The organism is Streptomyces sp. NBC_01296 (assembly GCF_035984415.1).
GTDB lineage: Bacteria > Actinomycetota > Actinomycetes > Streptomycetales > Streptomycetaceae > Streptomyces.
In genome coordinates this window covers 3660021-3679016 of the sequence record NZ_CP130720.1, presented here as the reverse complement: position 1 = coordinate 3679016, position 18996 = coordinate 3660021, and the positions used below count along the sequence as shown (strand labels likewise).

The 18996-nt window shown below is 72.2% G+C and carries 20 protein-coding genes and 1 riboswitch; of the genes, 11 read left to right on the top strand and 9 right to left on the bottom strand.

Annotated features, from left to right (window positions below; genetic code table 11):
• The first annotated feature begins 3 nt into the window (after positions 1–3).
• A complete protein-coding gene (locus tag OG299_RS16320) occupies positions 4–795 on the top strand; it encodes a serine/threonine kinase C-terminal domain-containing protein (RefSeq protein WP_327361861.1) in 792 nt (263 codons plus the stop codon).
• Between the two features lie 66 nt (positions 796–861).
• Here OG299_RS16320 and OG299_RS16315 read toward each other — a convergent pair whose 3' ends face one another.
• Positions 862–1365 carry a carboxymuconolactone decarboxylase family protein gene (locus OG299_RS16315; protein ID WP_327361860.1) on the bottom strand — a complete coding sequence of 168 codons (504 nt, stop codon included), beginning with the start codon at positions 1363–1365 and terminating at the stop codon, positions 862–864.
• A gap of 46 nt (positions 1366–1411) precedes the next feature.
• Between OG299_RS16315 and pdxR the strand changes: the two genes are divergently transcribed.
• Entirely contained in the window at positions 1412–2806 is a 1395-nt protein-coding gene (gene pdxR / locus OG299_RS16310) for a MocR-like pyridoxine biosynthesis transcription factor PdxR (RefSeq protein ID WP_327361859.1), read from the top strand.
• A gap of 151 nt (positions 2807–2957) precedes the next feature.
• Here the strand turns inward: pdxR and OG299_RS16305 are convergent, their stop codons facing one another.
• On the bottom strand, positions 2958–3791 hold the full coding sequence (locus OG299_RS16305; RefSeq protein ID WP_327364537.1) for a DMT family protein: 834 nt from the start codon (positions 3789–3791) through the stop codon (positions 2958–2960).
• A 97-nt stretch (positions 3792–3888) separates the two neighbouring features.
• On the opposite strand from OG299_RS16305, the gene OG299_RS16300 reads away from it, so the two are divergent.
• Together OG299_RS16300 and OG299_RS16295 are read left to right on the top strand one after the other, a co-directional pair.
• The gene (locus tag OG299_RS16300) at positions 3889–4218 is read left to right on the top strand and encodes a hypothetical protein (protein ID WP_266626277.1); all 330 of its coding nucleotides are present in this window, start codon (positions 3889–3891) and stop codon (positions 4216–4218) included.
• A 5-nt stretch (positions 4219–4223) separates the two neighbouring features.
• Positions 4224–5414 carry a glutathionylspermidine synthase family protein gene (locus OG299_RS16295; RefSeq protein WP_327361858.1) on the top strand — a complete coding sequence of 397 codons (1191 nt, stop codon included), beginning with the start codon at positions 4224–4226 and terminating at the stop codon, positions 5412–5414.
• Between the two features lie 112 nt (positions 5415–5526).
• On the opposite strand, the gene rocD is transcribed toward OG299_RS16295, so the two are convergent.
• Complete coding sequence (gene rocD / locus OG299_RS16290; RefSeq protein WP_323179032.1) at positions 5527–6735, bottom strand: ornithine--oxo-acid transaminase; 1209 nt, start codon at positions 6733–6735, stop codon at positions 5527–5529.
• A gap of 146 nt (positions 6736–6881) precedes the next feature.
• Positions 6882–6972, top strand: a riboswitch (ZMP/ZTP riboswitch).
• A gap of 35 nt (positions 6973–7007) precedes the next feature.
• On the opposite strand from rocD, the gene glyA reads away from it, so the two are divergent.
• The 4 genes from glyA to OG299_RS16270 all read left to right on the top strand — a co-directional run bounded on the left by glyA (position 7008) and on the right by OG299_RS16270 (position 11312).
• Entirely contained in the window at positions 7008–8276 is a 1269-nt protein-coding gene (gene glyA / locus OG299_RS16285) for a serine hydroxymethyltransferase (RefSeq protein WP_327361857.1), read from the top strand.
• A 194-nt stretch (positions 8277–8470) separates the two neighbouring features.
• Positions 8471–9484 (top strand): tryptophan--tRNA ligase, encoded by a 1014-nt coding sequence (gene trpS, locus OG299_RS16280; RefSeq protein WP_266626271.1) that lies wholly within the window; start codon positions 8471–8473, stop codon positions 9482–9484.
• A 132-nt stretch (positions 9485–9616) separates the two neighbouring features.
• Positions 9617–10234: a 2'-5' RNA ligase family protein gene (locus tag OG299_RS16275; RefSeq protein WP_266626270.1), complete on the top strand. Its 618-nt coding sequence runs from the start codon at positions 9617–9619 to the stop codon at positions 10232–10234.
• A gap of 169 nt (positions 10235–10403) precedes the next feature.
• Positions 10404–11312 carry a YihY/virulence factor BrkB family protein gene (locus OG299_RS16270; RefSeq protein WP_266626268.1) on the top strand — a complete coding sequence of 303 codons (909 nt, stop codon included), beginning with the start codon at positions 10404–10406 and terminating at the stop codon, positions 11310–11312.
• Between the two features lie 5 nt (positions 11313–11317).
• Here OG299_RS16270 and OG299_RS16265 read toward each other — a convergent pair whose 3' ends face one another.
• A complete protein-coding gene (locus OG299_RS16265) occupies positions 11318–12571 on the bottom strand; it encodes a D-alanyl-D-alanine carboxypeptidase family protein (protein WP_327361856.1) in 1254 nt (417 codons plus the stop codon).
• A gap of 121 nt (positions 12572–12692) precedes the next feature.
• Between OG299_RS16265 and OG299_RS16260 the strand changes: the two genes are divergently transcribed.
• The 3 genes from OG299_RS16260 to OG299_RS16250 all read left to right on the top strand — a co-directional run bounded on the left by OG299_RS16260 (position 12693) and on the right by OG299_RS16250 (position 15583).
• A complete protein-coding gene (locus OG299_RS16260; RefSeq protein WP_266626263.1) occupies positions 12693–12965 on the top strand; it encodes an SCO4848 family membrane protein in 273 nt (90 codons plus the stop codon).
• Positions 12966–12973: 8 nt separating this feature from the next.
• Complete coding sequence (locus tag OG299_RS16255; protein ID WP_327364536.1) at positions 12974–14290, top strand: metallophosphoesterase; 1317 nt, start codon at positions 12974–12976, stop codon at positions 14288–14290.
• 150 nt (positions 14291–14440) lie between these two features.
• Complete coding sequence (locus OG299_RS16250; protein ID WP_327361855.1) at positions 14441–15583, top strand: ABC transporter substrate-binding protein; 1143 nt, start codon at positions 14441–14443, stop codon at positions 15581–15583.
• Between the two features lie 28 nt (positions 15584–15611).
• On the opposite strand, the gene OG299_RS16245 is transcribed toward OG299_RS16250, so the two are convergent.
• The 5 genes from OG299_RS16245 to OG299_RS16225 form a co-directional block, all read right to left on the bottom strand.
• Positions 15612–16343, bottom strand: a complete 732-nt coding sequence (locus OG299_RS16245; protein ID WP_266626259.1) for a TetR family transcriptional regulator — start codon at positions 16341–16343, stop codon at positions 15612–15614.
• Positions 16344–16354: 11 nt separating this feature from the next.
• Positions 16355–16792 carry a thiol-disulfide oxidoreductase DCC family protein gene (locus OG299_RS16240; protein WP_266626257.1) on the bottom strand — a complete coding sequence of 146 codons (438 nt, stop codon included), beginning with the start codon at positions 16790–16792 and terminating at the stop codon, positions 16355–16357.
• Positions 16793–16795: 3 nt separating this feature from the next.
• The gene (locus tag OG299_RS16235; protein WP_266626255.1) at positions 16796–17200 is read right to left on the bottom strand and encodes a hypothetical protein; all 405 of its coding nucleotides are present in this window, start codon (positions 17198–17200) and stop codon (positions 16796–16798) included.
• A gap of 68 nt (positions 17201–17268) precedes the next feature.
• On the bottom strand, positions 17269–18288 hold the full coding sequence (locus OG299_RS16230; protein ID WP_327361854.1) for a protein kinase family protein: 1020 nt from the start codon (positions 18286–18288) through the stop codon (positions 17269–17271).
• A 41-nt stretch (positions 18289–18329) separates the two neighbouring features.
• A complete protein-coding gene (locus OG299_RS16225; RefSeq protein ID WP_266626251.1) occupies positions 18330–18863 on the bottom strand; it encodes a cupin domain-containing protein in 534 nt (177 codons plus the stop codon).
• Positions 18864–18996 lie beyond the last annotated feature (133 nt).

The following is an 18996-nucleotide window of genomic DNA, read 5'->3' as shown; positions in this document are numbered from 1 at the left end:
TCCGTGGCCCCGGAGAGCGGCCCCGTCCGCTGGAACCCACAGTCGCAGCAGTGGGAGCGGTGGGAGGAGAGGCCGGAGCCGGAGGGGCCGGAGCCCGGGTCCGGGGGGCCGCCGCACCCGTCGGGCCCGCAGCCGCCGCCGAAGCCCGCCTACCCGCCGGGCGCAGGACGGCCGGGGGAGCGGGGGGAGCCGGGCATCCCGGCGGACCGGGAGGCTCCGGACGCCGTACCGCCCGTGCAGCGCACGGCGCGCAGGTGGTGGCCGCGGGTGGCCGTCGCCGGCGGCCTGGCGGTGGTCCTCGGCGGGGCCGCGCTGGCGGCCGCGTTCGTACTGAGGGAACCGCCGGGGCTGCCGGCCGGCTACAAGGTGCTGCGCAGCGCCGGGTCGGGCTTCCAGGTCGCGGTCCCCGACGACTGGCAGCTCAGCACGTCCGAGTCCGGCACGGGAGCCGGCACGGTGTTCCGCCCGGCGCAGGGCCGGGAGAGCCTGCTCCAGGTCTTCCCGGTCACCGGCGGCCCCGAGGACCCGTGCGAGGTCCTGCACGAGGGAACCAGGGAGCTGAGCGGCCGGGACGGCTACCGGCGGCTGTCCCTCGACCCGAAGGACGGCCGCGGCTGCGAGCTCGTCTACGAGGTGCCCGACGGGGACTCGAACGGAACCGCGCGCGGCATCGGGCGGGTTACCGTCGCCTCCGACGGCAGCCGGTGGGTGCTCATGGCCCTCGGACCGGTCGGCCAGGCCAAGGCCGTCCGCGCGCACATGGCGGCGGCCCTGGGCTCGTTCCGGCCGGGCTGACGGCCGGTGCTGCTCGGCCGGTCGCACTCGGCCGGTCCCGCTCGGCCGGTCCCGCTCGGCCGCTTCCTACTTGAACATGCCCGGCGTGTAGTGGCCCGGGACCATGCGGGTGGTCACCGCGAAGCGGTTCCAGACGTTGATCGTCGCGATCACGGCGATCAGCTGGGCGAGCTCCTTCTCCTCGAAGTGCTTCGCGGCCTTCTCGTACACCTCGTCGGGAACGAAACCGTCGGTCAGGACGGTCACGGCCTCGGTCAGCTCGAGCGCCGCGGCCTCCTTCTCGGTGTAGAAGTGGCGCGACTCCTCCCAGGCGGCGAGCTGGACGATCCGCTCGACCGTCTCGCCCGCGGCGAGCGCGTCCTTCGCGTGCATGTCCAGGCAGAACGCGCAGTGGTTGATCTGCGAGGCGCGGATCTTGACCAGCTCGACCAGGACCGGGTCCAGGTCCTTCTTCGAGGCGATCTCCAGGCCCACGACGGCCTTGTAGACGTCGGGCACGTGCTGGGCCCAGCCCATGCGCGGGGTGTGCTCGGGTGCGTGTGCGGCGGTGTGTTCGTGCGTGGTGGTCATGTCTCCACCCTAGGCAGCAGGCGGCCCGCCGATATGGTCCATATCCATGACGGAATCATGGGCCACTTTCGGCGCCGACCTGCATCTGGACCTCTCCGTCGGGCGGGGTCTGCGGGCCGGGCTCGTCGACGCGCTGCGCGAGGCCGCGCGCAGCGGGCGGCTGGCGCCCGGGACCCGGCTGCCGTCCTCGCGGTCGTTCGCCGCCGATCTCGGGATCGCGCGCAACACGGTCGCGGAGGCGTACGCCGAGCTCGTCGCCGAGGGCTGGCTGACGGCCCGGCAGGGCTCGGGCACGCGGGTGGCGGAACGGGCCCGGCCGCGGCGGCCCGCGGGCGCCGCCCGGGTCCGGCATCCCGAGCGGCGGCGGCCCTCGTACAACCTGCTGCCCGGCACCCCGGACCTGGGCGGCTTCCCGCGTGCCGCCTGGCTGACGGCGGCCCGGCGGGCGCTGACGGACGCGCCGAACGATGCCTTCGGGTACGCGGCGGACGCGCGCGGCCGGGTGGAGCTGCGGGAGGCGCTCGCGGGGTACCTGGCGCGGGCGCGCGGGGTGTACGCGGACCCGGAGCGGATCGTGCTGTGCGCGGGGTTCGTGCATGCGGTGACGCTGTTGGCGGGGGTGCTGCGGGCGCGGCGGGTACGGGAGGTGGCGGTCGAGGGGTACAGCCTCGACCTGCACCGGGAGCTGCTGACGGGGGCGGGGCTGCGGACCCGGCCGCTGCCGGTGGACGCCTCGGGGGCGCGGACGCCGGACCTGTCCGCGGAGTCGGGGGCGGTGCTGCTGACCCCCGCCCACCAGTTCCCCACCGGGGCGGCGCTGACCCCGGCCCGGCGGGCGGCGGCGGTCGACTGGGCCCGGACCACGGGCGGGCTGATCCTGGAGGACGACTACGACGGGGAGTTCCGCTACGACCGCCAGTCGGTGGGGGCGTTGCAGGGGCTGGACCCGGACCGGGTGGTGTATCTCGGCACGGCGAGCAAGTCGCTCGCGCCGGGGCTGCGGATGGGGTGGATGGTGGTGCCGCCGGGGCTGCTGGACGAGGTCGTCGCGGCGAAGGGGCGGATCGACTGGACGTCGAGTGCGCTGGACCAGCTGACGCTCGCGGAGTTCATCCGGTCCGGGGCGTACGACCGGCACGTGCGCGGGATGCGGCTGCGGTACCGCAGGCGCCGGGACGAGCTGGTCGCGGCCGTCTCCGGCCGGGTGGCGGTGTCGGGCATCGCGGCGGGCCTGCACGCGGTGCTGGACCTCCCGGCGGGGACGCAGGCCTCGGTGCTCCGGGCCGCGGCCTGGCAGGACCTGGCCCTGGAGACCCTGTCCCGCTACACCCACCCGGAGGCGGGGCTTCCGCCGCGTGAGGCGCTGGTGGTGGGCTACGGGACTCCGTCGACGAGCGCATGGTCCCCGACGCTGGCGGCCCTGCTTTCCGCGCTGCCTTAACGCGTGCGCCGGCGGGTGCGGGTGCGGGTGCCGGTCCCGGTGCGGCGCCGTTGCGGGGGCTCTGCCCCCGAGCCCCCGCGCCTCAAACGCCGGCGGGGCCGGATTTGGCCGGGCGGTGCCTCAAACGCCGGCGGGGCTGGATTTGCCGGGGCTACGCCGGCGCTGCTTCCGGGTCCGGGGGTTCGCCGAAGCGGGTCAGGAGGAGGGCTCCGGCGACCGATACCGCGAAGCCGAGGACGGCCAGCCAGGTCAGGCCCTCGCGGGTGCGGTCGCCGAGCCAGACCACCCCGACCACCGCCGGGCCGATCGTTTCGCCGATCACCATGCCCGCCGTGGCCGTCGTCACCGAGCCCCGCTGCAGCGCCGAGGTGAGCAGCAGGAACGCCGCGCCCCCGCCCAGCAGCAGTGCGTACAGCGCCGGGTTCGTGAGCGACCTGATCGAGATGTCGTCGATGAGGCGGACCGCCACCTCCACCACCCCGAAGCCCGTCCCCGCCGCCAGGCCGAGGACCAGCGCCCGGGAGCGGTCCGGGAGCCCGCCGGCCACGGCCCCCACCAGCAGCACCAGCCCCGCCACCACCAGCAGCCCCAGCTGCAGGGCGAACGACCCCGTCCCCGAGCCCTCCTCGCCCGACGCCAGCCCCAGCATCGCCAGCCCCGCGCACACCACCCCCACCGCGCCCCACTCGGCCCCGCTCAGCCGCACGTGCAGCAGCCACGCCGAGACCACCGCCGTCACCGCGAGGCTCGCCGCCAGCGCCGCCCCCACCGTGTAGATCGGGATGTGTTTCAGCGCCACGATCTGGAGGACGAACCCCGCCGCGTCCAGCCCCAGGCCCAGCAGGTACCGCCACTGCCGTGCCGCGCGCAGCAGCAGCGCCGTGTCCACCCCCGACCCGGTTCCGGGCTCCACCGCCCGCGCGGCCATCGCCTGCAGGACCGAGGCCGTGCCGAAGCAGACCGCCGCACCGAGCGCGCAAACCATCCCAAGAAGCACGAATTGACTCTAGGTCATGGAGGTGATGAGAGGGTTTGGACGGCCGGATTCCATCGCTTCGCCGACCCGTTCTAGTCTGTCCGCCATGGATGGCATGGACGACAGCAGCAGAAGCAGCACCACCCGACGCCGCATGCGCTCCGGCAGCGTCGCCCTCGGCGGCATGGGCCTGCTCGCCGCCGCCCTCGTGGCCTGCGGCAGCAGCAGCGAGCCCGACAAGCGCTGCGTGGACCGCGCCACCATGGAGAAGCTGAACAGCAAGGAGTGCAAGAGCGGCAGCGGGAGCAGCAACAGCCGCGGCACGTACTACTACGGCGGCAGCGTCTCCAAGAACCGGGTCAGCGGCGGCAGCTTCGACAAGTCCGCCGTCACCCGCGGCGGCATCGGCGGCCACTCCAGCTCCAGCGGCGGCTGAACCGCGTGCGCCGTCACACCATCGAGCCGCGCCCCGACTGGCAGAAGACCGTCGAGGAACAGGGGCTGATCTACCCCCTCACCCGCTACCCCGACGACTCCCTGCGGCCCTACTGGGACGAGAGCGCGTACTACTCCTTCTCGCTCCCCGAGGTCGAGGCGCTGGAGAACGTCGTCGAGGAGCTGCACGCCATGTGCCTGGCCGCGGCCGCGCACATCGTCGAGCACGACCGCTTCGCGGACCTCGGCATCACCGACCCGCGCCTCGCGGAGCGCATCGCCGAGTCCTGGCGCCGGCGCGCCGAACAGCCCTCCCTGTACGGCCGGTTCGACCTGCGCTACGAGGGCGACGGCAGCCCGGCCAAGATGCTGGAGTACAACGCCGACACCCCCACCTCCCTCGTGGAGGCGGCCAGTCCGCAGTGGTTCTGGATGGAGGAGCGCTTCCCCGGCGCCGATCAGTGGAACTCGCTCCACGAGCGGCTCGTCGAGGCCTGGCGCCGGCAGGCGGAACTGCTGCCGCCCGGCCCGGTGCACTTCGCGCACTCCGAGACCGACGAGCTGGGCGAGGACCTGATGACGGTCGCCTACCTCCAGGAGACCGCCGAGCAGGCGGGCCTGGAGACCGAGGAGCTGTCCGTCGAGCAGATCGGCTGGGACAGCCTGTCGGGCCGGTTCGTGGACAAGAAGCTCCGCTTCATCCGCAGCTGCTTCAAGCTCTACCCGTGGGAATGGCTGACCACCGACGCGTTCGGCCCGCAGGTCCTCGGTACGTACGACCACGGCGGCGGCTCCGGGACCACCACCTGGATCGAGCCGCTGTGGAAGATGCTGCTGTCCAACAAGGCGCTGCTGGCCATCCTGTGGGAGCTCTTCCCCGAGCACCCGAACCTGCTGCCCGCCTACCTCGACGGCCCGCGCGAGCTCGCGCAGACCACCGGGTACGCGGCGAAGCCCCTGCTGGGCCGCGAGGGCGCCGGGGTCAGCCTGCACCCGGCCGGCGGCGAGCCGTTCGTACCGGACGAGGACGAGACGTACGTCTTCCAGGGCCTGGCCCCGCTGCCCGACTTCGACGGCAACCGCGTAGTGCTCGGCGCGTGGGTCGTCGAGGAGGAGGCGGCGGGCCTCGGCATCCGCGAGTCGGCGGGCCCGGTCACGGACGAGTACGCCCGCTTCCTGCCGCACGTCATCCTGTAGGCCGTCTCTTCCGGATCTTGCCGCACCGGCAAGATCCGAAAGAGACGACCCAGCCGCAGGCGCGGCCGGGACCTGCTCGGCTCCCGGCCGTGCCCGCGGCGGCGGATCCGGGTCAGCCGGCCGCGAGCACCGACCGCAGCTGGTCCAGGCCCCAGTCCAGGTCCTCCTTGCTGATCACCAGCGGCGGCGCGATCCGGATCGTCGATCCGTGCGTGTCCTTGACCAGCACGCCCAGCTCCATCAGCCTCTCGGAGATCTCCCGGCCCGTGCCGTGCCCCGGGGCGATGTCGACGCCCGCCCACAGCCCGCGCCCGCGTACGGCGGTCACCGCACCCCCGCCGACCAGCAGGTTCAGCTCCCGGTGCAGGTGGTCGCCGAGCTCGGTGGCACGCTGCTGGTACTCGCCGGTGCGCAGCATCGCGATCACCTCCAGGGCGACCGCGCAGGCCAGCGGGTTGCCGCCGAAGGTGGAGCCGTGCTCGCCGGGCCGGAACACCCCGAGCACGTCCCGGTCGGCGACGACGGCCGAGACCGGGACCACGCCGCCGCCCAGCGCCTTGCCGAGGACGTAGACGTCCGGCACGACCTCCTCGTGCTCGCACGCGAACGTCTTCCCGGTCCGGCCCAGCCCCGACTGGATCTCGTCCGCCATGAACAGGACGTTCCGCTCGCGCGTGAGCTCCCGTACGCCCCGCAGGTACCCGGCGGGCGGCACCAGCACCCCCGCCTCGCCCTGGATCGGCTCCAGCAGCACGGCCACGGTGTTCGCCGTGACGGCCGCGGCCAGCGCGGTGAGGTCCCCGTACGGGACGATCTCGAAGCCCGGTGTGTACGGCCCGTAGTGGTCGCGGGCCTCGTGGTCCGTCGAGAAGCTCACGATCGTCGTCGTCCGGCCGTGGAAGTTGCCGGACGCGACCACGATCTTGGCCTGTCCGTCCGGGACGCCCTTGACCTCGTAACCCCACTTGCGCGCGGTCTTCACCGCCGTCTCCACGGCCTCCGCACCCGTGTTCATCGGCAGCACCATCTCCTTGCCGCACAGCGCGGCGAGCTCGGTGCAGAAGTCGGCGAACCGGTCGTGGTGGAAGGCCCGCGAGGTGAGGGTGACCCGCTCCAGCTGCGCCTTGGCGGCGTCGAGCAGACGCCGGTTGCCGTGGCCGAAGTTGAGCGCCGAGTAGCCCGCGAGCATGTCCAGGTAGCGGCGGCCCTCCACGTCGGTCATCCACGCGCCTTCCGCGGACGCCACGACGACGGGCAGCGGGTGGTAGTTGTGCGCGCTGTGGGCCTCGGCGGAACGCATGGCATCAGCAGTTGTCGACACGGGGTCTCCGATCGTCGGTCAGGCGGGCCGGGTGACAGGGGTGACGAGGGTGGTGCCACCGGCGTCACATCACCTTGTATACGGCTATACGTCGCTCGTACACCGGACGGGGAAACCTTTCCTGTGGACCGCCCGCTAAGGTGGGCGGCACGCACGGCGACTGGCGTACGGAGAACCAACTCCGGGGGAGTCGTGCGCGCACGACCGCATACAGGGCCGCTCGCCTGGGCCTCGCGGGGACGAGATCTGACATCGACCCCGGAGGAGCCGCCATGAGCGCGAGCCGCCACCCCGCCCTTCTCGCCACCGATCCCGAGCTGGCGTCCTACGTCACCGCCGAGGAATCCCTGCAGGCGCAGACCCTGCGCCTGATACCCAGTGAGAACTACGTGTCCGCCGCCGTGCTCGAGGCCTCCGGCACGGTGCTGCAGAACAAGTACAGCGAGGGCTACCCCGGCCGCCGCTACTACGAGGGCCAGCAGAACATCGACCGCGTCGAGGCGCTGGCCGTCGAGCGGGCGAAGGGCCTGTTCGGGGTGGACCACGCGAACGTGCAGCCGTACTCCGGCTCGCCGGCGAACCTCGCGGTGTACCTGGCCTTCGCGAAGCCCGGCGACACGGTGATGGGCATGGCCCTGCCGATGGGCGGGCACCTGACGCACGGCTGGGGCGTCTCGGCGACGGGGTCCTGGTTCCGGGGCGTGCAGTACGGGGTGTCCGCCGAGACGGGCCTGATCGACTACGACGCGGTGCGCGAGCTGGCGCTGACCGAGCGCCCGAAGATCATCTTCTGCGGCGGTACGGCGCTGCCGCGCACGATCGACTTCGCGGCGTTCGCCTCGATCGCCCAGGAGGCGGGCTCGATCCTGGTCGCGGACGTGGCGCACATCGCGGGCCTGATCGCGGGCGGGGCGCACCCGTCGCCCGTCGGGCACGTGGACGTGGTCTCCACGACCACGCACAAGACGCTGCGCGGCCCGCGGGGCGCGATGCTGATGTGCCGGGAGGAGCACGCGAAGGCCATCGACAAGGCAGTGTTCCCGGGCCTCCAGGGCGGTCCGCACAACCAGACGACGGCGGGCATCGCGGTGGCGCTGCACGAGGCGGCGCAGCCGTCGTTCGTGACGTACGCGCATGCGGTGGTGGCCAACGCCAAGGCCCTGGCGCAGGCCCTCCTCGCCAAGGGCTTCGACCTGGTGTCGGGCGGTACGGACAACCACCTGATCCTGATGGACCTGACCTCGCGGGGCGTCCCGGGCAAGGTGGCGGCCAAGGCGCTGGACCGGGCGGGGATCGTGGTGAACTACAACACGGTCCCGTTCGACCCGCGCAAGCCGTTCGACCCGTCGGGCATCCGCATCGGCACGCCGTCGCTGACGTCGCGGGGCCTGGGCGTGGAGCACATGCCGGCGGTGGCGGACTGGATCTCCCGAGCCGTGGACGCCGCCGCGAAGTCGGACGAGCCGGCCCTGTCCGCGATCCGCGCGGAGGTGGCGGATCTCCTGTCGGCCTTCCCGGCCCCGGGCCTGCCGGTCGCCTGACCGGTCCCGCCCGCTGCGCGGAGCAGCCCCCTGCCCGCCCTGCACGGTTCCCCGGGCTCCGCCCGGACCCGGTCCTCGAACGTCGACGGCTGAAATCCGGCCCGCCGGCGTTCGGGGCGCGGGGTCCGGGCGCAGGGCCCGGGAATCGGTCAGGTGCGGCCCGGCACGGCTCCGGTACCTGAGAGAATGGGGCCATGGCTTCTGATCGTCCTCGCGCGCTCTCCGGTATCCAGCCCACCTCCGGTTCGTTCCACCTCGGGAACTACCTCGGAGCCATCCGCCAGTACGTCGCCCTGCAGGAGACGCACGACGCCTTCTACATGGTGGTCGACCTGCACGCGATCACCATGCCGCAGGATCCGAAGGATCTCCGCGCGAACACCCGGCTCTCCGCCGCGCAGCTCCTCGCCGCCGGTCTCGACCCCGAGCGCTGCACGCTCTTCATCCAGAGCCACGTTCCCGAGCACGCTCAGCTCGGCTGGGTCATGAACTGCATCACCGGCTTCGGCGAGGCCAGCCGGATGACCCAGTTCAAGGACAAGTCCGCCAAGGGCGGGGTCAACAACGCCACCGTCGGCCTGTTCACGTACCCGATCCTCCAGGTCGCCGACATCCTGCTCTACCAGGCGAACGCCGTCCCCGTCGGCGAGGACCAGCGCCAGCACATCGAGCTGACCCGCGACCTGGCCGAGCGCTTCAACCAGCGCTACGGCCGGACCTTCACCCTCCCCGCCGCGCACATCGTCAAGGAGGTCGCGAAGATCTACGACCTCCAGGACCCGACGATCAAGATGTCGAAGTCCGCGTCGTCCCCCAAGGGCCTGATCAACCTCCTCGACGAGCCCAAGGTCACCGAGAAGAAGATCAAGAGCGCGGTCACCGACACCGAGGCCGAGGTCCGCTTCGACGCCGAGAACAAGCCCGGCGTCAGCAACCTGCTCACGATCTACTCCACCCTCACGGGGGAGTCGATCCCCGCCCTCGAGGCCAAGTACGAGGGCAAGGGCTACGGCGCGCTGAAGACGGACCTGGCCGGTGTGATGGTCGATTTCGTCACACCGTTCAAGCAGCGCACCCAGGAATACCTGGACGACCCGGAGACGCTGGACTCCATCCTGGCCAAGGGCGCGGAGAAGGCCCGCGCGGTCGCCGCCGAGACCCTGGCGCAGGCCTACGACCGCCTCGGCCTGGTCCCCGCGAAGCACTGAACCGGGGCTGACAAATCGGTCAGGGAAAGAGGCCCTGGCAATCCGGGGGGTGCTGGCCCCACACTGGGTCGGCAGGACCCGCACACAACCTGCACGCACCAGACGACGGACCGGACGACGGAGGAGACATACGTGGGGACCGTAACGCTCGGCGTTTCGATCGCGGTCCCGGAGCCGTACGGCAGCCAGCTCCAGGAGCTGCGCACCGGCTTCGGGGACGCTGCCGCGCACGGCATCCCCACGCATGTCACCCTCCTCCCGCCCACCGAGGTGGAGGCGGATCGGCTGCCGGAGATCAGGGCCCACCTGACCGAGGTCGCGGCCGCCTTCGGCCCCTTCGCGATGCGGCTCGCCGGCACCGGCACGTTCCGCCCGCTCTCACCGGTCGTCTTCGTCCAGGTCGTCGAGGGCGGTACGGGCTGCACCCGGCTCCAGGGCCTGGTCCGCGACCCGGACGGGCCGCTCGACCGGGAGCTGGCGTTCCCGTACCACCCGCACGTCACGGTCGCCCACGGGATCTCCGAGGAGGCGATGGACCTGGCGTTCACGACCCTCGCCGAGTACGCGGCGCAGTGGACGTGCACGGGCTTCGCGCTCTACGAGCAGGGCTCGGACGGGGTCTGGCGCAAGCTGCGCGAGTACCCCTTCGGCAGCGGTCCGATCACCGGCGTCCCGGCGCAGCTCGGGTCACCGGTCGACGAGGCCGCGGGGGCCGCCGGTGCGGCCGAGACCGCCGCACGGCGCTCCTGACGGCGCGGCCTGAGCGTCTGGCGGGCATGGAACCGGAGCGTGCGCAGGACCAGGGTGTGGAACGGACGATCGTCCATCGGACGCGCTTCGCGAAAAGTCACAATCGACGACCGTAGTGCCCGAAACCGGCAATCCCGGCTATTGCCGTCAGCTCCTTTACGGTGACCTCATGGACTGGCTGACGAAACTCCCAGTGATCGGGCCACTGGTGGTCCGGCTGATGCGGACGCACGCGTGGCGTGCCTACGAACGCCTCGACCGGGTCCATTGGAGCCGGCTCGCCTCCGCGATCACCTTCATCAGCTTCCTCGCACTCTTCCCGCTGATCACCGTGGCCGCCGCCATCGGCGCGGCGCTGCTCAGCCAGGAGCAGCTGGACCGGCTCCAGAAGAACCTCGCCGAGCAGGTCCCCGGCATCTCCGGGCAGCTCGACATCGACGGCCTCGTCGCCAACGCGGGCACGATCGGGCTCGTCGCCGCCGCCCTCCTGCTCGTCACCGGCATCGGGTGGGTCGGCTCGATGCGGGACTGCCTGCGCGCGGTGTGGGACAAGGACGACGAGGACCTGGGCAACCCCGTCCTCCGCAAGGGCAAGGACGTGCTCGTGCTCGTCGGCCTCGGCGGCGTGGGCCTGTGCTCGGCCGCGGCCTCGATCCTCGGCTCCAGCGCGGTCGGCAAGTTCGGCAGCTGGCTGGGCGTGCCGCAGCACGGTGCGGGCGGCGCGCTCCTGCGGGCCGGCGCCTTCCTCGTCGGGGTCGTGGCGGCCTTCCTGCTCCTGCTCTACGTGCTGACGCTGCTGCCGGGCGTCGAACCGCCGCGCCGCCACCTCATCCAGGCGGCCCTCCTCGGCGCGGCCGGCTTCGAGCTGCTGAAACTGCTGCTCAGCGGCTATATGCGCGGGGTCGCCGCTAAGAGCATGTACGGGGCCTTCGGCGTGCCGGTCGCCCTGCTGATCTGGATCAACCTGATGGCGAAGCTGCTCCTGTACTGCTCGGCCTGGACGGCCACCCGCGCCGCCGCGAACGGCGACGGCGCCCAGGGCCCCGAGCAGCCCGCGCACCAGGAGCGGGAGGCCTAGGAGGCCTATGCGGCCTGGTCGCCGCCGCCGCCGCTGCGGCGGCCGCGCGGGCGGCGCGGCCAGCGGCGGTTGACGGCGTACGCCCCGCCCGCGATCGCGGCCAGCGCCCCGCCCGCGACGCCTAGCGCGGTGCCGACACCGCCGCCCGCGCCCTCGCCGGCCGCCGAGGAGCTGTTCTCGTGCGACTGGGCGGGGGAGCCGAGCGAGGAGGTGTCCGCGCTCTTCGGCGGGACCAGCTCGCCCACCGGCTTGACCTTCCCGATCGCCGCGAAGCCCCAGTCGAAGAGGCCGGCGGTCTCCTCGTAGACGGAGTTCAGGCCGCCCGCGCTCGGGTTCATCACCGTGACCAGCAGCTTCTTGTTGCCCTGCTGCGCCGCGCCGGTGAAGGTGGAGCCGGCCATGGTGGTGTTGCCGTTCTTCACCCCGGCGATGCCCTTGTACGGGGAGAGGCCGCCCGAGCCCGTCATCAGCCGGTTGGTGTTCTGGATCTCGAAGTACTCGCGCGGCTTCCCGGGCTCCTGCCGGCCGGGGAACTTCGCCTCCGCCGTCCCGCAGTACTCGCGGAAGTCCTGTTTCTGCAGGCCGGAGCGGGCGATGAGGGTGAGGTCGTACGCGCTCGACACCTGCTCCGGGGCGTCGTACCCGTCGGGGGACACGACGTGGGTGTCGAGGGCCTGCAGCTCCTCGGCGTGCGCCTGCATGTCCTTGACGGTCTTCTCGATGCCGCCGTTCATGGCGGCGAGCACGTGCACGGCGTCGTTCCCGGACCGCAGGAACACCCCGAGCCACAGGTCGTGCACGGAGTACTCGTGGTCCTCCTTGACCCCGACCAGGCTGGAGCCGGCTCCGACGCCCTCCATGTCCTGGTCGGTGACCTTGTGGACCTTGTCCTTCGGGAGGGTGGGCAGCACCGTGTCCGCGAAGAGCATCTTCAGGGTGGAGGCCGGGGGCAGCCGCCAGTGCGCGTTGTTGGCGGCCAGGACCTCGCCGGTCTCGGCGTCGGCCACGATCCACGAACGCCCCGTCAGGTTCGTCGGCAGGGCGGGGGCGCCGGCCAGCGGGTTCACCTGGACCCCCGGCTTGCCGAGCAGGGCTCCGCCGACAGTGGACATCGACGCCGGCGGCCCGGCCGCGGCCTTGGGGGGCTGCCCCTTCCCGTCCGTCGGCGGGGTGGGCGCGGCGTGCGCGGGCACCACGAGCACGGCGGGGACGAGCAGCCCGGCGGAAAGGACCGTCAGCGCGGTCTTCTTGGCAGACACGCAGGTGAAAGTACATCCCGATCGGCGCTCCGCCGTCAGGGACCGGCCAACGTGGCCGAACCACCGCCGGTACAGCCCACCCCGACGCGTCCGTCCTGGGGACCAAACCGATACTGGGGGCATGAAACTCAGCCGTGCCGTCTCCTGGTTCCTGCTCGCCTTCGGAGTGTGGAGCTGGTTCATCTGGGCAACTTTCGTCCGGAACCTGTGGAAGGACGCCAGCGGTCTGGCATTCGACGCGGCGGGCGAGCCGACGGCCTACTTCTGGGTACACCTTCTCCTGGCCATCGCCTCCTTTCTCCTGGGGACGGCCGTTGGTGTGATCGGGTTGCGCGGCGTCCTCGCGCTGCGGCGCGGATCACGCCGGGGTCCTGACGCGGGTCCGGACGCGTGAAGATCGCGATGTTCGCGGTGATCGCGGTGCTGGTCCTGGCCCTGCTGGTCCTGGTCCACCGCTGGCTGTGGATCCGCCTGGTCCGCGATACGACGCGCCCGCACGGCACGGCCCGCCGGATCGGCACCACCCTCGCGTTCACCCTGCCGCTCCTCTCGCTGGCCGCCCTCACCACGGGCCGCGCCGGCGCCCCCTTCTGGCTCCAACAGTCCGTGGCCTGGCCGGGTTACATGTGGCTCGCGGTCCTCCTGTACCTGACGCTGGCGATGCTGGTGGCCGAACCCGCCCGAGCCCTCCTCCTGCGCCGAGCCCCGTCCGGCTCCGTCGAGCCCACCCACCCCCGCCGGCGTTTGAGGCGCGGGGTCCGGGGCGGAGCCCCGGGGAACGGCGAAAGGGCGGGTGGGGGACAAGCCCCGCAGGGCCCTGCGACCGCCCTGGACGACCCGCTCCCGCCCCAGCCCCAGCAGATCCAGAGCCCGGCGGCCCAGGACCCGGCCGGGGCGACCCGACGCCAGTTCGTCGCCCGAGCGGTCGGCGGCGCCGCCGCCCTCGCGGCAACCGGCACCGTGGCCACCGGAACCTACGGAGTACTCCGCGGCCCCCGCGTCAAGCGCGTCCAGGTCCCCCTCGCCAAACTCCCCCGCGCCGCGCACGGCTTCCGGATCGCCGTCGTCAGCGACATCCACCTCGGCCCGGTCCTCGGCCGCGCCCACACCACCCGCATCGTCGAGACGATCAACCGCACGCAGCCCGACCTCATCGCCGTCGTCGGCGACCTCGTGGACGGCAGCGTCCATGACCTCGGCAGCGCCGCGGAGCCGCTGCGCCGGCTCCGCGCGCGCCACGGCTCGTACTTCGTCACCGGCAACCACGAGTACTTCTCGGGCGCCCGGCAGTGGATCGACCACGTCCGCGAGCTCGGCCTCACGCCCCTGGAGAACGCCCGCCGGGCGCTCCCGTACTTCGACCTCGCCGGGGTCAACGACGTACAGGGCGAGACCGAGGGCCACGGCCCGGACTTCACCGCCGCCCTCGGCGACCGCGACCGGGCCCGCGCCGCCGTGCTCATGGCCCACCAGCCCGTTGTCATCCACGACGCCGTCCGCCACGGCGTCGACCTCCAGCTCTCGGGCCACACCCACGGCGGCCAGCTCTGGCCGGGCAACTACCTCGCCGAGCTCGCCAACCCCACCGTCGCCGGCCTCGAGCGCTACGGCGACACCCAGCTCTACGTCTCCCGCGGCGCGGGCGCCTGGGGACCCCCGGTCCGGGTCGGCGCACCGTCCGACATCACGGTCGTCGAACTCGCCTCATACCAGGCCTGACCGGTCGCAACCGGTAACGACCCGCCGTGAACCGGCCTTCCCGGGGCCCTATTTCCATGATGGGATGACCGTTAATCGGACATGGGGATCCGATTAACGGTCAAACCCCGGGCGTACGCATGCCCTGGGCGGGGTGGGGTGGGGTCAAGGATGAAGTCTGTCCGCACGAAGGTCATCGCGGTCGGGCTGGTGATCGGCGTGGCCGCGGTCGGCGCCTGGCAGCTGCTGCCCGAGGAGGGCCGCGGCAGCGGGACCGCCCTGCGGGTCGGGACGAGCGACGCCGTCTCCTCCCTCGACCCCGCCGGGGCGTACGACGCCGGCTCCTGGGCTCTGTTCAGCAACGTCTTCCAGTCGCTGCTGACCATCAAGTCCGGCTCCGGCACCCCCGTCCCGGACGCGGCCTCCGCCTGCAAGTTCATCGGCCAGAAGCTCACCACGTACCAGTGCGAGCTCCGCCCCGGCCTGAAGTTCGCGGGCGGCCGCGCCGTCACCGCCGAGGACGTCAAGCACTCCTTCGACCGCATCAAGGCGATCAACTCCGACCAGGGCCCGGCCCCCCTCTTCAACACCCTGGAGTCGGTCAAGGCCGAGGACCGCACCGTCACCTTCAACCTCTCCGCGCCCGACGCCACCTTCCCCTTCAAGATCGCGACGGGCGCCGGCTCGATCGTCGACAAAGAGAAGTACCCGGCGAAGGCCCTGCGCGAGGACGGCAAGGCCGACGGTTCCGGCCCCTTCACCCTCGGCGCGTACCGGCCCGTCGGCAGCGTCGAACTCAAGCCCAACCCGGGCTACCTGGGCCAGGCCAAGCCCGCCAGGACGGCCGTCACGGTCCGGTACTTCAAGGACTCCGCCCAGCTCAACCAGGCCTGGCAGGACCACCAGATCGAGGTCGCCCACCGCGACATGCCGCCGGACGTGCTCGCCGGCCTCAACCCCGGCCTGAAGGACACCCGTTACCAGGCCTCCGGGGGCACCGAGACCCGCAGCATGGTCTTCAACGTCCGCCCCGGCTCCGCCGCCGCCCCGCTCGTCGGCGCCGACTCCAGCATGAACAACGGCTTCTCCGACAAGGCCGTGGGCGACCTCATCGCCCGTACGCAGTCCTTCTCGGACCGGGCCCAGGCCGCCGGCGACTTCCGCGAGCTCCAGAAGCTGGTCGCCCAGCACGTCCCGATGCTGCCCCTCTGGCAGAAGAAGGACTACGTGATGTCCCGCGACGCCGTCTCCGGAGCCCAGTACCTCTCCGACGGCACCGGGGTCTGGCGCCTGTGGGAGCTCAACTGGCTGTAGGGGGCGGGCAAGCGCGCCGTGCCGGGCGCTACGCGGAGCCGGGGTCCGGGTCGGAGGCCCGCTTCTTCTTCGACACCACCGTCTGCGCCATGCCCGGCAGGAAGTCCGCGAACAGCTCGTGGACCTCGCGCACCAGCGGCCGCAGCACCCGGAACCGGGCCAGGACGATGCCCCGCGTCGTCAGCTGCGCTCCGCGCTCCGCGAGCCTGCGCGTCTTCTCGCTGTTCGGGGACCGGTCGAAGACCCAGTACAGGACGAGCCCCATCTGCGAGAGCCACATCAGCTCCGGCAGTACGTCGGCCAGCTCGTCCGGGACCTTCGTCTTCGCGCCCGCCAGCACCTCGCGGTGCATGTCGATCGCGGCCTTGCGCGCGGGTTCCGATTCGGGGGAGAAGGGGCTGAGCGGGCTCTCCGGGTCCGCCGCGTTCTTGAAGAACTGCGAGGCGAACTCGTGGTACGGCGCCGCGATGTCCAGCCAGCTCGTCAGCACGCCCGCGAGCCGCTTCTGCAGATCGGTCTCGCTGTCCAGGATGGGCCGGACCGCCGCCTGGTGTGCGGCGCCGATCCGGTCGTAGAACCCCTGGACCAGGTGTTCCTTGGACGCGAAGTAGTAGTAGGCGTTGCCGACCGAGACTCCTGCCTCCTTGGCGATGGCCCGCATGGTCGTCTTGTCGAAGCCGCGCTCCTGGAAGAGACGGAGCGCGGTTTCGAGGATGAGCGTGCGGGTCTGCTCGCTCTTGGGAGCCTTCTGATCAGTCACGGTGTACGAGCCTATCCGGGTACGGCGCAGTGGTCGTCACAGGCCGGTGCCTCCGGCTCCACTTCACCCTCCGGCCCGGGCCCGGTCCGTACGGCCTGCCGCCATGCCGAGGCGGTGTACATCGCGGCGCGGGCGAAGGGCCGGCCCGCCGGGGTGGCGAGCCAGTTCGCCTTCGGCCGGTGCTCCACCAGCGCCCACAGGCACACGATGAAGGCGTCGGTCCCGGTCCACACCTGCCCCGCGTCCCCGATGACGGTGATCTCGCGGAGCGTCGCCGCATGGTCGAGCTGCGGGTAGCGCCGCTGCGCCTCGTGGGACCCGGCCGGGATCAGCCGGAGCGGTACCAGCCAGCGCTGCCCGAGGAGCCAGTGCCGGATGTGGACGCAGAGCGGGCAGTCGGCGTCGTACAGCACGGTCAGGTGGTGCGTGGCCGTCGTTGCCGTGGCCATCGGTCAGGCCCCGGCCGGAGCGGTCCACGTCTGGGGGGCGACCGGCGGGGTCTGCTGGCGCTCCATGATCCCGCGGCGGCGCATCTTGTTCAGCACCCAGACGTTGCCGAGGTGCATGACGCCGAGGACGAGCAGGACGACACCGATCTTGACCGACAGGGCCTCGAAGAGCTGACGCGCCGTGTCGATGCTGACGTCCGAGCGCAGGTACAGGGTCACGAAGCCGATGTTGACGAGGTAGAAGCCGACCACCAGGAGGTGGTTCACGGCGTCCGCGAGCTTCTCGTTCCCGTGCAGGACGTCGGCGATGAAGATGCGCCCGTTGCGGCTGAGCGTGCGGGCCACCCAGACGGTCAGCGCGATGCTGACGAGCAGGTAGATGACGTATGCGACGACGGTGAGGTCCATGCCCTCGCCCCCCTTGAACGTGTTCAACTTGTTGGCAGGACTGACTGTAGACCTCTTTTTGAACAGGTTCAAGCTTTGTGGTGAAGGGGCTGTACGCAGGTGTCCGCGACCGCCGAGGCCGGGAACGGCGTCCGCTTGCTCTCCGTCACCAGCCGCCGGTGGAAGCCCGCCATCACGAGCCCCGTCGCGGCATGCCGGTCGAGCAGCGCGGCGGCCTCGTCCGGCACCCCGCCGTGCCCGCGCCCCGCGATCCACTCCCGCAGGAAGGCCTCGTGCTCCAGGTCGTCGCGCTCGTCGGCGCCGGGCAGGTGGTACCGCAGGAGATGGCTCGCGGTGTACGCCCGGTCGTACGCCAGGTGCTCCGACAGGAACCGGGCCTCGTCGGACGCCAGCTCGAAGCGGGTGCTGAGCGCGAGCCCGAAGTCGGCGAAGTGGACGAGCTCGCCGTCGGTCAGCACGTTGTGGAAGTGGGCGTCGAAGTGGACCAGCCCGCGCGAGCTCATGAACTCCGCCCCGCGGAGCAGGGTCCGGTCCGCCCAGTCGTACGCGGGGTGCCCGGCCAGCCAGGTGCCGAGCCGGTGCGGCACGTGCTCCAGGAAGAGCACCAGGCTGTACGAGGCCCGCCCGATGGCCTCCAGCCGCCGGCGCACGGCGTCCGACCCCTCCCACCGGGCGACGGCTGCGTCGATGCCGTCGCCACCGGGCGGGGAGTCGGGCAGTACCCGCCAGTGGTACATCAGCGGAAAGCCGTCGTACGCGCCCTCGATCACCCAGCCGGTGGTCATGGCGTGCGCGGCGAGCTCCCGCCAGGCCCCGAACCCGGCCGAGCCGACCCCGTATTGGTAGTGCAGCGGCAGTCCGAACAGGTTCGCGGTGGACCGCATGTTGCGCGGCAGCAGCTCGAGGTCGGTCAGCGGCACGCGTTTGACGAAGACCCGGGTCCCGTCGACGTCCAACTCGGCGGACCGGCCGCCGATACCGGACCCGAGGGGTGTCGCGGCGGCCGTGAGTGCGCGCAGCCGGCGGTCGCTCAGCAGGGACAGGCGGGTGGAGACGGCGGAGTACGCCGTGAGTCGCTCGGGGTGCATCCGGGCGACGCTACCGGCGGGCGCGTCACACCCTGGTCGCCTTATCCGGCAGATCCGGAGGAGACGGCCTGGTCACGCCGGACCTCCGCCCCGGGGAAGTGGACGTCGTAGCGGTCCTGGTGGGGCAGCAGCTCCTCGAACGGCGCCAGCCCGTGCTGGATGCGCCCCAGCGTCCGGAAGTAGCCGAAGCGCTCCACCCCGGGGGTCAGTACGACGAGGAGTTCGGCGCCTGTGCCCGGGGCCGCGCCGAACGCGTGCGTCAGCCCTGGTGGCACGAGGACCAGCCCGCCCTCCGCCACCCGCACGCGCTCCGTGCCGAGCACGAAGTCGGCGGCCCCGCCGAGCACGTAGAAGAGTTCGGTGGACCGGGTGTGGAAGTGTTCCGGTGCCCCGGCCGAACCCGCGCCCAGGCTGAGCCGGTTCACCCCGGCCGCGCCACCGTCCGTCAGCAGCCGGAAGGCACCCGCGTGGGGCAGCGGCACCTCCTCGGCGTCCGCCGCCCGCACCACGAGCGCGGCCGCGCCGCCGCCCGCGTGCCCGTCCGTACCTCCCGCGACCTGCACCTGGTGTCCCATCCGTCGTCCTTCCGCCGCTTGCGGTCCGTCGTACCGACCGCTCCATTCGAGCAGGGCAACCACCGCCGAACCAGCGTCGTTTCGCGCGTACAGTCATCTCCGATCGTGATGGGTCGGGGCAGGGAGGGCCGCG

Bases quoted from the DNA above. Each gene is read 5' to 3' on its own strand.
- OG299_RS16315 (WP_327361860.1), bottom strand. From the start codon at position 1,365: ATGACCACCACGCACGAACACACCGCCGCACACGCACCCGAGCACACC.
- pdxR (WP_327361859.1), top strand. From the start codon at position 1,412: ATGACGGAATCATGGGCCACTTTCGGCGCCGACCTGCATCTGGACCTC.
- OG299_RS16305 (WP_327364537.1), bottom strand. From the start codon at position 3,791: ATGGTTTGCGCGCTCGGTGCGGCGGTCTGCTTCGGCACGGCCTCGGTC.
- OG299_RS16300 (WP_266626277.1), top strand. From the start codon at position 3,889: ATGGATGGCATGGACGACAGCAGCAGAAGCAGCACCACCCGACGCCGC.
- glyA (WP_327361857.1), top strand. From the start codon at position 7,008: ATGAGCGCGAGCCGCCACCCCGCCCTTCTCGCCACCGATCCCGAGCTG.
- trpS (WP_266626271.1), top strand. From the start codon at position 8,471: ATGGCTTCTGATCGTCCTCGCGCGCTCTCCGGTATCCAGCCCACCTCC.
- OG299_RS16270 (WP_266626268.1), top strand. From the start codon at position 10,404: ATGGACTGGCTGACGAAACTCCCAGTGATCGGGCCACTGGTGGTCCGG.
- OG299_RS16260 (WP_266626263.1), top strand. From the start codon at position 12,693: ATGAAACTCAGCCGTGCCGTCTCCTGGTTCCTGCTCGCCTTCGGAGTG.
- OG299_RS16255 (WP_327364536.1), top strand. From the start codon at position 12,974: ATGTTCGCGGTGATCGCGGTGCTGGTCCTGGCCCTGCTGGTCCTGGTC.
- OG299_RS16250 (WP_327361855.1), top strand. From the start codon at position 14,441: ATGAAGTCTGTCCGCACGAAGGTCATCGCGGTCGGGCTGGTGATCGGC.
- OG299_RS16240 (WP_266626257.1), bottom strand. From the start codon at position 16,792: ATGGCCACGGCAACGACGGCCACGCACCACCTGACCGTGCTGTACGAC.
- OG299_RS16235 (WP_266626255.1), bottom strand. From the start codon at position 17,200: ATGGACCTCACCGTCGTCGCATACGTCATCTACCTGCTCGTCAGCATC.
- OG299_RS16230 (WP_327361854.1), bottom strand. From the start codon at position 18,288: ATGCACCCCGAGCGACTCACGGCGTACTCCGCCGTCTCCACCCGCCTG.
- OG299_RS16225 (WP_266626251.1), bottom strand. From the start codon at position 18,863: ATGGGACACCAGGTGCAGGTCGCGGGAGGTACGGACGGGCACGCGGGC.